Genomic DNA, 13,230 nt, shown 5'->3' with positions numbered 1-13,230 from the left:
CGGATGTCACACACAAGACGGAGAGAAAGCAAAAGGCGGAGGAATCAGGCTGTCCGGGGCTCACGCCACCCGGACGGCACTGATTCCTCCGCCCTGCGCTTTCCGCCCCCTCGCGGGGGAGGTGGATCAGGCTTCGGTCCAGTTGTGCGCCTGGACCAGTTCCATGACGCGCTGGCGTACCTGGACGAGCTGCGCCGCGGTGAGCGAGGGAGCCGCATCGAGCAGCGCCTCGGTCAGTTCGTTCCGGAATTCGGCGTGGGACAGGACATCGCACATCATGTCCTCGTCGGAATCCGCGCTCCCCGCCCGCTCCGGCCCGCTGCCCACCGGAGCCTGCCGCCGCATCGCGGCCGGGCGCGCGGGCCCCAGCAGCTTGACGTCGCTGGCCTTGAGACCGCGCTCCCCGACCTCGGTGGTGTACTCAACCCTCAGTCCGCTGTCGAACAGGTGCTTGTCGTCCCTCAAGTCGTTGACATGGACGAAGACGTCCTCGCCGCCGGCGTCGGGGGCGATGAAGCCATATCCGCGCACCTCGTCAAATCGCACCACTGTACCTGTAACGACCACAGCGTTCCCTCACCTCTACCACTGCACATTTTCACCGTCACACACCACCCCGGAGCCCGGGATCCGGGGCAACACCCGCCGCCCGGGCGGTCGTTCACCGGGGTGTCACTCGGCCCACGAAGGCGGATTCAGCACGGTCACCACACTCGCCGTGCAGAGCCATCCGGGCGCCTGGGAAAACAGCAGGACATTATCACCCGCACCCACCTCACCCGTCCGGACCAGATGCTCCAGCGAAATGAAGACATCGGCCCCTCCCACATGCCCGACCGACCTGCCGAAATCGAAGCTCGACCGCTCCATGGGGAGACCGAGCGGCATCATGGTCCCGTACTCCAGCATCCGCCCGTCCATATTGATCATGACGACCTTGGCGAGGTCGGAGGCGTTGAGATCCGCGTCCACCAGGGACTGGTGAATGACGTCGAGGTTGAAGAGAGTGATCTTCTCCAGGGCCTCGGACAGCGGCATCTCGGTGTCATTGAACTGCTGGGCCCGCTCGGGCATGCTCGGCGTTTCGTCGGGATTCCCCTCCACCAGCGGCCCGTTGCCCCGGTGCCACTTTTCGAGTGGGCTCAGAACGCCGGAACTCAGCGAATGGACCTGCGCGAACCCCTCGTCGGCGCTGAGCAGAACCGCCATACCGCCGTCGGAGAAGAAGTGCGACTGACCGAAGCCGTCGTTCCAGCGGTCGGCTCCCGGCTTGGTGAAGTTCTCGCCCGAGGTCAGCAGTACCGCCTCGGCTTCCGCGGCACCCGTCATCTGCCCGATGGCCACCTCCAGGGCGCCCAGCATGCCGTTGCACCCCTGCCGGAGGTACTGCGCCGGGACCTTGCCGACGCCGAGCTCACGCATGATGTAGCCCGGCGGGTAACACCCCTCGGGACCCTGGTAGTTGACCGCACTGTGGATGAGTCCGTCGACGGCGTCGACGTCCAGCTTCGAGCGCTCCAGGGCGGCCCGGGCGGCACTGACCGCCATGTCCATCGCCGGGATGTCCCCCGCGGCATAGGTGCCGGTCAAGCCGTTGGTCTTGGGGATCTCCGGATCCAGGATGCCGTCGGCGACCGCCTGCTCCACGCTCAGCCATTCAGGAAGGAACACTCCCAGGGAGTCGATGTAGACGTCATCCACCTTCACGAACAATCTCCTCATTCCGTGTGGAGCCGAGGCCGGTCAGCATCCGAGCAGTTCTCTCTTGAGGTGCTGCACCAGCGCTTGCGGGCCGGCGAAGTCGAACATCACCGCAGGGGGCAGGGTGAGCTGGGTGGCCGCGTTCAGCGCATTGCGGACCGTCAGGGCCGTCAGCGAGTCGAAGCCGAGGTCCTGGAACGCGTGCTCCGGTCCGATCGCCTCGGCGGAGACCTTGCCCAGGCCTGCGGCAACGTGCCGGCGGACCAGTGCGAGGAGCGTCTCGTCCCGCTCGGCATCGGTCATCGCGGCGAGGCGGTGCCTCAGCGCGGACGCCTCCGCCGGCGCGTCCTGCGCCAACGGCCGGGCAGGCTTCCGCACCAGTGCGCGCAGCAGCGGCGGGAGGCCGGCGGACGCGGCCCGGGCGCGGAGTTCGGCACTGTCCAGCCGTGCCGCGACCACATGGCCCTCGTCCAGGCCGCACACCGCGTCGAAGAGTTCCAGGCCCTCGGCCATGGGGAGCGGTTGCACCGGCAGCCGGGCGGTACCCGGCGCCAGGACGTCCCGGCCGGCCCACAGCCCCCAGGCGATGGACTGCGCCGGGGCGCCCTGCGCGCGGCGGTTCTGGGCGAGAGCGTCCAGGAAGACATTGGCCGCCGCGTAGTTGCCCTGTCCCGCGCCGCCGAAGACGCCCGCGACCGACGAGAACATGACGAACGCCGACAGGTCCAGGTCCTTGGTCGCCTCGTGCAGGACGAGCGCGGCATCCACCTTGGGCCGCAGCACCGTCTCCAGCCGGCCGGGCGTCAGGGACAGCACGATCCCGTTGTCGGTGACGCCGGCCATGTGCACCACGGCGGTGAGCGGACGGTCGGCGGGCAGCGTCGCCAGCAGCGCGTCCACCGCGCCGCGGTCGGCCACGTCACACGCCGCGAGGGTCACATGGGCGCCCAGCGCGGTCAGCTCGGCACGAAGCTCCGCGGCGCCCGGGGCGTCGGGGCCCCGGCGGCTGGTCACCAGCAGGTCGCGTACGCCGTGTTCGGTGATCAAGTGGCGGGCGAGGGCGGCGCCCAGCAGGCCGGTGCCTCCGGTGAGGAGGACAGTGCCGGGCTGACCGTCGAACAGCGGCGTGCGTCCGGCCGGGGCGGCGCAACGGACCAGCCGAGGTACCCGCAACGCGCCTTTGCGCAGCGCGAGTTGGGGCTCGTCGGACCGGGCGACGGTGAGCAGGGTACGCCAGGTGGCTTTGCTCGCGTCGGTGTCGACGAGGCTGAAGCGGCCGGGCGCCTCGGTCTGTGCCGAGCCGACCAGACCCCACACGGCGGCCGCGCCCAGGTCCCGTGCGGGGGTCCCGTCCCAGGCAGCCACCGCGCCGCGGGTGAGGACGAGCAGGGTGGAGGCGGTGAAGGCGGGGGTCCGCAGCCACTCCTGGGCCCAGGACAGCGCCTGCCCGGTCAGCCGGTGGACGCCATCCGCGGCATCGACGCCGCCGGGGGCTGTGCTTGCGGTGTCCGTGCCGGCGGTGACCACCACGACGTCCGGTACGGACGCGCCGCCGTCGACCTCCTTGGCCAGGGCTTCCAGCGACGGGTACCGCTCGGCGTACTGTCCGGCCTTCATCAGCCCGGACCGCGCCCGGAGCGGGTCGTCGCCCACGACGGCCCACGACTGGGGGACGTCCACCGCGATCGACGCGCTCGGCACATCGGTCCACTCCACCCGGAACAGGCTGTCCTGCTGGGCCGCGCCGGCACCCCTGAGCGCAGGGGAGGACACCGCGCGCGGTTCGAGGTGCTCGACGGTGAGCACCGGCCTGCCGGTCGCGTCGGCGGCGACGACGGTGCACTCCCCCGGCGCCGCCCGGGTGATCCGCACGCGGAGGACCGACGCACCCGCGCTGTGCAGGCACACCCCACGCCACCGGCCCGGCTGCCTCGCCGGTCGCGCGTCGTCGTCGCCCTCCGACCACAGCGGGTGCAGCGCCGCGTCCAGCAGGGCGGGGTGGAGGCCGAACGCGGCGGCTTCGGCGCGCTGTTCGTCGGGCAGGGCGATCTCGGCGAAGAGGTCGTCGCCGCGGCGCCACACCGCCCGCACCCCCTGGAAGGGGGGCCCGTACACGTGGCCGGCGGCGGCCAGTGAGGGGTACAGCTCGGTGGTCTCCACCGCGGTGGCCTCGGCCGGGGGCCACACGTCGAGGCGCCACGACGGGGCGGGACCGCTGGCGGCGAGAGTCCCGGCGGCGTGGCGGGTCCACGGCCGTCCGGTGCCCCCGTCGTCGCGCCGCGCGTGGACGGTGACCGGCCGGCGGCCCGTCTCGTCCGGTGAACCGGCCATGACCCGGAGCTGGACGGCGCCCTGCTCAGGCAGGACCAGCGGCGCCTCCAGGGAGAGCGTTTCCAGCAGGCCGCAGCCCACCTCGTCACCCGCGCGGACCGTCAGCTCGACCAGCGCCGAGCCCGGAACGACGGTGCTGTCCGCAATCCGGTGGTGGGTCAGCCAGTCGTGGGTCCGTGCCGACAGACGCCCGGTGAACAGCACCGACTCGGAGTCCGGTATCTCCACGGCCGCGCCCAGCAGGGGGTGTTCGGCGGCAGCGGCCCCCACGGCGGCGGCCGTCCGCGGGGCCTCCCGTACGTCGTCGGACGTCGGCCCGGCCATGAGAGGGTGCGCCGTGGCGCCGGCGTCCTGCACACCCACCAGGCAGATGCTGTGCGACAGCCCGTGGAACAGCGGCAGTGGCCAGAGCACCCGGTCGAGGAGCGAGGGGCCCAGGAGCGGTGCGGTGCCCGCCGCCGTCGACCACAGGCAGGTGCGCTGGGTCGCCGGCACGCCCTCGGGCCGCCCGGTGGTCCCCGAGGTGTAGAGCATCCACGCCGGCTCGTCCAGGCCGAGGCCGTCGCGTGCCGGTGCGGCGGGGTCGGTGGCGGCCAGGGTCTCGTACCGCTCGGTGCCGTCGGGCGCGGCGCCCTCCCCGGTGACCACGACGGTGCACCCCGGGCGCTGCGGCAGTACGCGGAGCACCTGGTCGACCAGGGCCGGTGCGGTGATCAGCACGTCGGCGCCGCTGTCGTCGAGCAGGTGGGCCAGTTCCGCGTCCGTCACGTCCGGCGTGAGCGGCACGCCGACGGCCGCGGCACGGAGGACCGCCAGAGAGCCCTCCCTCATCTCGACGCCGTCGTCCAGATAGAGGGCGGCGCGGCCCCCACGGTCCAGCCCCAGGTCCGCCAGGTGGCCGGCCAGCCGCGCGGTGCGCTGCTCCAGCGCAGCGTAGGTCACACTGCGGCGGGCGTCGGAGAAAGCGATCTCGTCAGCGAATCGACCGGCGTGCCGGATGAGCAACTCGTCCAGCGGCCGCATCAGTTCAGTGCGCATCGTGGCACTCACTCTCAGGCGCTCCCAACACGTTCGGGAATGGGGTTCTGGCATCGGGGAGACACGGGCCGACCGGGCACCCCGGCACATTCCCGCCCGCTCCTTTGACGCTCGGCACAGCTCGCGGCCCGGTGGAACGTCATCGCGTCTGCCGGGCGGAGACGTCCGCCGCCGGCACCCGGCCGCGCGCAACGCTGCCCCTGTCCGGCATCAGTATGTGCAGTCCGATGGTGGGAGATTCCCTAGACGATGGCATGGCTCGTCCCGGCTGCTCAGCCGGTGTTTCCGGGCGGGGGTGGTGGGTCACAGCCCGGCTCTATGGCAATTCCTAGACTTCACCGGCCGACCTGGCTCCTGCCGGAGCGGCGTGCTGGAGTGAACTTCCCCGATCAGCCGACCGGATACGCAACACCGGTGTGCCGCGTGGCAAGTCGTCGGCCAGTCGAGCTCCGCGCCACGCGCTCCGCGGATCGCACCCCGCGGCAGCGCGACGGAACATCGGGCAGGACACTCACAGGAGGCGGCATCCGATGGGGTACATCAAGAGTGACATTCTGGAGCTGGTACGCAAGTACCACCAGGAGGACGTCACGTCCGGATTCGTGCCAGGGGTGACGCCGGTGGCGGCCTCGGGCGCGGTCCTCGACGAGGACGACCGGGTCGCCCTTGTCACGGCGGCCCTGGACCTGCGGATCGCGGCCGGGACCAGTTCCCGCAGGTTCGAGCGCGCGCTCGCCAAGTACTTCGGGCTGCGGAAGGCACATCTGACCAACTCCGGCTCGTCTGCCAACCTGCTGGCGCTCAGTGCGCTGACCTCGCCCCAGTTGGAGGATCTGCGGCTGGTGCCGGGGGACGAGGTGGTCACGGTGGCGGCCGGTTTCCCCACGACGGTGAACCCGATCATTCAGAACGGTCTGGTGCCGGTCTTCGTCGATGTCGAGCTCGGCACCTACAACACCTCCCCGGAACGCATCGAGGAGGCCATCGGCCCGCGCACCCGGGCCATCATGATCGCCCATGCGCTCGGCAACCCGTTCGCCGTCGAGGAGGTCGCGAAGATCGCCGACGACCGGGGGATGTTCCTCATCGAGGACAACTGCGATGCGATGGGCAGTACGTACCGCGGCAGGCTGACGGGGACCTTCGGGGACCTGGCGACGGAGAGCTTCTATCCGGCCCACCACATCACCATGGGCGAGGGTGGGTGCGTGGTGACGGACAACATGGTGCTGGCCCGGATCGTGGAGTCACTGCGGGACTGGGGCCGCGACTGCTGGTGCGAGCCCGGTGAGGACAACCGCTGCTTCAAGCGGTTCGAGCAGCAGATGGGCGCCCTGCCGCACGGCTACGACCACAAGTACATCTTCTCGCACGTCGGGTACAACCTGAAGTCGACCGACCTGCAGGCCGCGCTCGGACTCACCCAGATCGGGAGGATCGACGAGTTCGGTGCCGCCCGGCAGCACAACTGGGCCCGGCTGCGCGCCGGGCTGGACGGCCTGCCCCATCTCCTGCTTCCCGAGCCCACACCGGACAGTGACCCGAGCTGGTTCGGTTTTGTGATCACCGTCCGGGACGGCGCGCCCTTCTCGACCGCCGAACTGATCGACCACCTGGAGTCCCGGCGGGTGGCCACCCGCCGCTTCTTCGCCGGCAACCTCACCCGCCACCCGGCTTACCTGGAGCGGGAGTTCCGGGTGAGCGGGTCGCTGGCCAACAGCGACATCATCACCGAGCGCACCTTCTGGATCGGGGTGTTCCCCGGGCTGACCGACGAGATGATCGACCACAGCATCCGCAGCGTCACCGAGTTCGTCATGTCCCGCACCTGACACGCACGGGCGGACGGTGCCCGCGCACAGGGAGTGCGTCGGGCACCGTCCGCCGTCCGGCCGTGCGGGGCGCGTGGCCGGGGTCAGGCCGCCGGGGTCGAGGCGGGCCGGCGGGCCCACTGCTCCAGCAGGCCGGCGGCCCGGGGCGCGCCGCCGGCACCGTGGACGCTCGCGCGCATCCACGCCATGTGCTCCGGGATCTCCGGGTCGGCCACGATGTCGTCCACGGCCGCGCCGAGGGTGTCGGTGGTCAGCCGGTCTCGGTCGATCATCCGGCCCAGGCCCAGCTCGTCCACGCGCCGTGCGGTCAGGGTGTGTTCGAAGGCCTGGGGCACCACGATCGCCGGTGTGGCGAAGTACAGCGCCTCCATGAGGCAGCTCATGCCCCCATGGCAGACCAGGACGTCGGCGTGCGGAAGCACCGCCGGGTGCGGCAGCCACCGGTGGGCCTCCACATGCGGCGGGAGGTCGCCGAGTGCGGCGAGGTCCGCGTCCCGGCCGAGCGTCATCACCACATGCCAGTCGTCTCCGTCGAAGGCGTCCACACACGTACGGAAGAAGTCACGCTGCTGGTTGGACTCGGTGCCCAGCGAGACCAGCGCCAGCCGCCTGCCGTCCGCCGGCGGCGACCACGGCACGTCCCCCTCGGGCTCGGCGACCGTGGGCCCCACGAAGGCGAAGCGCTCGTCGAATGTGGTGCCCTTGATCTGGAACTCCCTCGGCAGGAAGGCCAGATTGCGTTCGTCCCACTCCCGGAGGAAGCGGCCCAGCCCCTCCGGGGGGATGCCGTTGTCCCGGGCGAACCGCATCAGTGCCGCCCCGCCCTCGCGCAGCGACGGGTCGTCGGGGTCGAACAGCAGCACCCGCAGGGAGAACTCCTCGTTCGACGCGTGGCTGATGCCCAGTTGCACGGTGGTGGCGCAGCCGAGGGTGTGCGCGGTCATCCGCGCGGCCGGGAACGACTCGAAGTCGTAGAGCACGACGTCCGGCGGGTCGGCCGCCAGGGTGGAGAGCGCGAGCGGATAGACCGTCTGCATCGACTCGACCAGCAGTTCATACCCTTCGGCTGCCAGGCGGGCCGCGCCGGCCTGGGGCACCTTGACGAAGGCACCGCGCCGGGACTTGTAGCCCACGACGCGGGCGCCGGTCCGCTCGACCACCTCGCTGTACTGGTGGTCGACGAAGTACGTCACCCGGTGGCCGCGGCGGATGAGTTCACGGGTCAGGCCGAGCGTCGGGCTGATGTGCCCGAAGTCGGCGAACAGGAACACGGCGACATGCCGCTGGGGGGTGGCTGCGAATGCTGACACATCGACACCTTCACTCGGGCTGCTGTACGGGGCGGGTCTGCGGAGGCCAGGTCCTCGTGGTTCTCGTGCTGCCACCGCGGGGACGGTGGTCCGCGGTCTCCGGTCTGGGCGGGACCGGCACTGTGGCTGCCGGGTGGTCCTGGGGCGATGGCTCGGCCCCGGGGGCGGTGGCCTCCCACAGGTCGCGTGCCGAACTGTCGATGCTGTGACGCACCGTCCAGTGGAGCAGCCGCCTGGCCCTGCTGGTCTCCACCCGCATCCAGTCCTGGTCGGTAGCGGGCCGGGCACCGGGCTCCGCCTCCTCGACGATCCGTGCCCGCTGTCCGCTGGCGGTGATCAGCCTCTCCACCATGGTGCGTACCGGGACCGCCTCGCCCCGTCCGATGTTGATGAGCTCTCCGCCGACCGGCAGGGCTGCCGCCGCCAGCACCGCGTCCGCGGCGTCGCGGGCGTCGACGAAGTCCCGGCTCGCCCTCAACGGGCTGACCCGTACCACCGCTTCGCGGTCCGCCTCCGCGGCACGCAGTTGCGCCGCGACCCGCCCCAGCAGGCTGCCCGGTGAGGTGCCGGCGCCGATCGCGTTCGACACCCGCAGGACGACCGCCTCCACCTGCCCGGCCGCGGAGGCCGTGAGGACCGCTTCGGTCCCCTGCAGCTTCGTCCGTCCGTACAGCGTGGTCGGCCGGGTCGGCGTCCGCTCGTCCAACGAGGTGCCCGGCGGCTGCGGGGCGTACTCGTGCACCGAGCCCACGTGGACCAGCCGGGGACGCCAGGAAGCGGCTGCCATGGCCGCCAGCACCGTGTCGACCAGGGCATGGTTGGCCTGCCGCATGGCCTCCGGCGAACACAGCCATACGGCGCCGGCGGCGTTCACCACCGCGTAGGGCCGCTCGGCGTCGATGAGGCGGGCCAGGCCGTCCGGTCCCTCGCCGACCAGGTCCATCGGGAAGAACCGCCCCGCACCGGTCGCGGTGCCCGGCCGGCGCGCCACCCTCAGCACGTCCTCGCCGGCGGCACCGACCGCCGCACAGACATGGCGGCCGAAGGCTCCGGTCGCGCCCAGGACGATCACCCGGCGGTGCATGCCGTCCGGGGCTTGCGCCCCGCTCACGGTGGCTTCCTCCCTCAGCATGTCTGGGCGAGCAGCTCGGCGCGTTCCTTGAGCGGCTCCCACCAGTCACGGTTGTCCCGGTACCAGGCGACCGCCTCGGCCAGGCCGTCGGCGAAGTCCTTGGCGGGCTTGTAGCCCAGCTCGGTCTGGATCTTGTTCCAGTCCACCGAGTAGCGCCGGTCGTGTCCCTTGCGGTCGACGACGTACTCGATCATCTCCGGCCCTGCCCCGCAGCTCTCCAGCAGCAGATCGGTCAGTTCCCGGTTGCTCAGTTCGGTGCCTCCGCCGATGTTGTAGACCTCGCCCGGGCGGCCGGCGGTGCGGACCAGTTCGATGCCCTGGACATGGTCGTCGATGTGCAGCCAGTCGCGGACGTGCAGACCGTCGCCGTACAGCGGGACCTTCTTGCCGTCCAGGAGGTTGGTGACGAACAGCGGGATGACCTTCTCCGGGAACTGACGGTGCCCGTAGTTGTTGGAGCAGCGCGTGACCCGCACATCGAGGCCGTGGGTGCGGTGGTAGGAGAGGGCGATCAGATCGCTGGAGGCCTTGGAGGCCGCGTACGGCGAGTTGGGGCTGACCGGATGGGTCTCCGAGGAGGACCCCGTGGCGATCGATCCGTAGACCTCGTCGGTCGAGACATGGATGAAGGTCCGCAGCCCGTGCCGGAGCGCGGCATCCAGCAGGACCTGGGTGCCCAGGACGTTGGTGCGGACGAACGCCGCGGAGCTGAGTATGGAGCGGTCGACATGCGACTCGGCCGCGAAGTGGACGACCTGGTCGTGTGCGGCGATCAGCTTGTCGACGAGTGCCTCGTCGCAGATGTCGCCGGCGACGAAGCGGAAGCTTTCCAGCTGCCGGACCTCGTCCAGGTTGGCCGTGCTGGCCGCGTAGGTGAGGCTGTCGAGCACGGTGATGTGGACATCGCCCGGCCCGAAGGATCCCAGGAGCGTGCGGACGTAGTGCGACCCGATGAAGCCGGCGCCGCCGGTCACCAGGATTCTCGTGGGGCTCATCGAGGTTGTGGCGCGAGGGCCTGGGCTTCCAGGCCGGTGGGGAGCGCCTTCCCCCTTCCGTTGTTCGGTGCGGGTGAGTGGGTCGGACCGCCGTGTGAGCGGCGTCAGGACTGGATGTGCACCTTGGCGTGGTCGCCGATGACCAGCCGGTGGGCCACCGGACGCTGTGGTGCGAGCGCCACATGGGCGTTGCGTCCGACCAGCGAGGCCTCCACCCGGCGCACGCTCTCGAACGACGAACCGCGCAGCACGATCGAGGAGGCCAGTTCGCTGTCGTGGATGCGGCAGTCCTCCGCGATGGAGGTGGACGGACCGATGTAGGACTCGGTGACGACGGTGCCGGAGCCGATCACGGCGGGCCCGACGATCCGTGAGGCGCGGACCGTCGCGCCGGGGCAGATGCGCACCCGGCCGAGGATCTCGCTCGCCTCGTCCACCGATCCCTCGATGCAGCGTTCCTGGCTCTCCAGAAGCATGCGGTTGACCTCCAGCATGTCGACGACGCTGCCGGTGTCCCGCCAGTAGCCGGACAGCTCACCGGAACGGATGTCCTGGCCCGCCTCGACCATCCACTGCACGGCGTCGGTGATCTCCAGTTCGCCGCGTGCGGACGGCCGGATGGCCCGTACCGCCTCGTGCACCGCGGGGGTGAAGAGGTAGACGCCGACCAGCGCCAGATCGCTCTTGGGGTGCTGCGGCTTCTCCTCCAGGCCCGTGACGCGGCCCGTGGCGTCCAGCTCCGCCACCCCGAACGCGGTGGGATCCGGGACCCGGCTGAGCACGAGCTGGGCGTCGGGGCGCTCCTTGCGGAAGCCCTCGACCAGATCGGTGATACCGCCGGAGATGAAGTTGTCCCCCAGATACATCAGGAAGTCGTCGTCGCCCAGGAAGTCGCGGGCGATGAGGACCGCGTGGGCGAGGCCGAGCGGGGCGCTCTGCGGAATGTAGGTCACCTGGAGGCCGAACTGTGAGCCGTCGCCGACCGCCTCGCGGATCTCCGGTCCGGTGTCACCGACGATCATGCCGACCTCGGTGATGCCGGTTTCGGCGATGGCCTCCAGCACGTAGAAGAGGATCGGCTTGTTGGCGACCGGGACGAGTTGTTTGGCGGAGGTGTGGGTTATGGGCCGCAGGCGCGTACCAGCGCCTCCCGAGAGCACAAGAGCCTTCACGGTTTCCATCCAGGGGCGAGTGGTGTCAGGGGGAGGGCCCGTCGGTCGCCGGCCGACGCGGCCCGGTCAGCGCTCCGCGACCAGTTGCTCCAGCGTGGCGACCATGTCGCGCGGGCTGGGCATCGCCGCCGACTCGTCGCGCAAGCGCTGCGCGGCGGCGGCGAAGCCCGGATCGTCGAGGATCTGCAGGGTGTGACGGAGCACCAGGTCGGCGGTGACCTCGCTGTGGTGGACGGTGATCCCCGCGCCGGCGCGCTCCAGGGACCGGCCCCGCCACTCCAGGTCGGCGACAGAGGTGCAGAGGGTGAGTTGCGGCACGGCGTTGATCAGGGCGGTGGCGTAGGTTCCCCAACCGCCGTGGTGGATAACGGCCGAGCAGCTGGGCAGCAGGGTGTGCAGCGCCACGTCGTCCACGGCGCGCACATTGGCGGGGATGTCGGCGAGCGCCTCCCGTTGCTGCGGAAGGAGAGCGGCGACCACCTCGATGTCGAGCGGAGCCAGCGCTCCGAGGATGTCGGAGACGGAGACATAGTCACCGCCGTAGGCCTCGGTGTTGCTCGTGCCGAGGGTCAGACAGACGCGCGGCCGCTCGGGTGCCTCGCGCAGCCACTGCCACCACACCGCGTCCCCGTTGTACGGCACATAGCGCATGGACAGGGACGGCAGCGTGGTGGGCGGCCGCAGGCTCGGCGGTGTGGTGTCGAGGGTGTACTGGCCGTGGATCAGCTCTTCGTCGCAGGAGACGCCGAAGGGCGCGCCACGCTCGTCGAGCCAGTCGGCGAGCGGGTCCACCCGCTCTTCGGGCGGGACCTGGCCCATCAGGCCGAGATAGGTCTGACGTGCCCTGCCGTAGACATCGGCGCACCACAGCAGTCGGACGTGGACGGCGTCGCAGGCGCGGGCGGCGATGGCTCCGGCGTAGCAGAGCGGGTCCCGGACGACCAGATCCGGCTGCCAGCTCTGTGCCAGCGCGGCCATGTCGTCCACCACCGGATCGTTGTACGGCGAGAAGCCGTAGCGGACGCTGGACTCGTAGCGGTCGCGGAGGGCGGGCCAGTCCACCTCCCCCGGTCCCAGCCGGCTCCAGTTGGCGAAGTCCTGGTCCTGTGTCTCGGGGGCCAGTTTCATGGCCTGGTGCAGTCCGTGGTCGCGGCCTACGGGAGCCGAGACCAGACCGGTGCCGGTGACGAGGCCGGTGAGGGACGGGGCGTTGACCATACGCACCTCGTGCCCTGCCGCGGTCATCGCCCAAGCCAGCGGCACCATGGGATACAGATGCGACCTCTCGGACAGTGCGGCGAACAGCACGCGCATGGGGATCCCCTCTCGGTCGCGCGTAGTCGGGTGGCCTCGACACGGCCGCGAGGCACGCATTCACGGCCGAGCGCGGATGGTGTCGGTCTCATCCTGTGGTCTCCGGCAGTGCCGTGCGGTACCGCGCCGCCGGGGTCTGGGGATTCCTCCAGACAATGGCTCCTCACCGGACCGGTCAGGGGGCAGCGGGCTCCACCGTGATGGCACGGGAGGGACACAGCTGCTCTGCCTCTTCCACGTGGTCCGTCAGGTGCTCGGGCGGCTCGGTCATCCGCAGCACGACGAGGCCGTCGTCCTCGTGCTGCGCGAAGACCTCGCCCGCGGTCATCGCGCACATTCCGGCACCGACACACCGGTCCTGATCAACCGTGACCTTCACGGTGTCTCCTCTCGTTTCATGAGCTT

The 13,230-nt window shown here is 70.8% G+C and carries 10 protein-coding genes; 1 reads left to right on the top strand and 9 read right to left on the bottom strand.

The features are described 5' to 3' along the window. Positions 1–126: 126 nt before the first annotated feature. The 3 genes from STRNI_RS38020 to STRNI_RS38010 form a co-directional block, all read right to left on the bottom strand. On the bottom strand, positions 127–546 hold the full coding sequence (locus STRNI_RS38020) for a cold shock domain-containing protein (RefSeq protein ID WP_109895895.1): 420 nt from the start codon (positions 544–546) through the stop codon (positions 127–129). Positions 547–672: 126 nt separating this feature from the next. Further along, on the bottom strand, positions 673–1,707 hold the full coding sequence (locus tag STRNI_RS38015; RefSeq protein WP_239471665.1) for a ketoacyl-ACP synthase III family protein: 1,035 nt from the start codon (positions 1,705–1,707) through the stop codon (positions 673–675). 36 nt (positions 1,708–1,743) lie between these two features. Beyond that, positions 1,744–5,070: an SDR family NAD(P)-dependent oxidoreductase gene (locus STRNI_RS38010; protein ID WP_277412881.1), complete on the bottom strand. Its 3,327-nt coding sequence runs from the start codon at positions 5,068–5,070 to the stop codon at positions 1,744–1,746. A 530-nt stretch (positions 5,071–5,600) separates the two neighbouring features. Here STRNI_RS38010 and rfbH point away from each other — a divergent pair. Next, positions 5,601–6,902, top strand: coding sequence for a lipopolysaccharide biosynthesis protein RfbH (rfbH, locus tag STRNI_RS38005; RefSeq protein ID WP_148588617.1), 1,302 nt, complete (start codon positions 5,601–5,603; stop codon positions 6,900–6,902). Positions 6,903–6,985: 83 nt separating this feature from the next. On the opposite strand, the gene STRNI_RS38000 is transcribed toward rfbH, so the two are convergent. The 6 genes from STRNI_RS38000 to STRNI_RS37975 all read right to left on the bottom strand — a co-directional run bounded on the left by STRNI_RS38000 (position 6,986) and on the right by STRNI_RS37975 (position 13,204). Further along, positions 6,986–8,212: a macrolide family glycosyltransferase gene (locus STRNI_RS38000; RefSeq protein ID WP_277412880.1), complete on the bottom strand. Its 1,227-nt coding sequence runs from the start codon at positions 8,210–8,212 to the stop codon at positions 6,986–6,988. A gap of 10 nt (positions 8,213–8,222) precedes the next feature. Next, positions 8,223–9,323 (bottom strand): NAD-dependent epimerase/dehydratase family protein, encoded by a 1,101-nt coding sequence (locus tag STRNI_RS37995; RefSeq protein ID WP_277412879.1) that lies wholly within the window; start codon positions 9,321–9,323, stop codon positions 8,223–8,225. A gap of 14 nt (positions 9,324–9,337) precedes the next feature. Beyond that, positions 9,338–10,339 carry a dTDP-glucose 4,6-dehydratase gene (gene rfbB / locus STRNI_RS37990; RefSeq protein ID WP_277412878.1) on the bottom strand — a complete coding sequence of 334 codons (1,002 nt, stop codon included), beginning with the start codon at positions 10,337–10,339 and terminating at the stop codon, positions 9,338–9,340. Between the two features lie 104 nt (positions 10,340–10,443). Further along, the gene (locus tag STRNI_RS37985; protein ID WP_093645820.1) at positions 10,444–11,511 is read right to left on the bottom strand and encodes a glucose-1-phosphate thymidylyltransferase; all 1,068 of its coding nucleotides are present in this window, start codon (positions 11,509–11,511) and stop codon (positions 10,444–10,446) included. A 66-nt stretch (positions 11,512–11,577) separates the two neighbouring features. Further along, positions 11,578–12,825 (bottom strand): activator-dependent family glycosyltransferase, encoded by a 1,248-nt coding sequence (locus STRNI_RS37980; protein WP_266436767.1) that lies wholly within the window; start codon positions 12,823–12,825, stop codon positions 11,578–11,580. A gap of 175 nt (positions 12,826–13,000) precedes the next feature. Continuing rightward, positions 13,001–13,204 carry a ferredoxin gene (locus STRNI_RS37975; protein WP_093645811.1) on the bottom strand — a complete coding sequence of 68 codons (204 nt, stop codon included), beginning with the start codon at positions 13,202–13,204 and terminating at the stop codon, positions 13,001–13,003. Positions 13,205–13,230: the final 26 nt, after the last annotated feature.

It is taken from the genome of Streptomyces nigrescens (assembly GCF_027626975.1).
Lineage (GTDB): Bacteria > Actinomycetota > Actinomycetes > Streptomycetales > Streptomycetaceae > Streptomyces > Streptomyces nigrescens.
The sequence above is the reverse complement of the archived record's forward strand: the minus strand, read 5'-3'. Positions and strand labels throughout refer to the sequence as shown.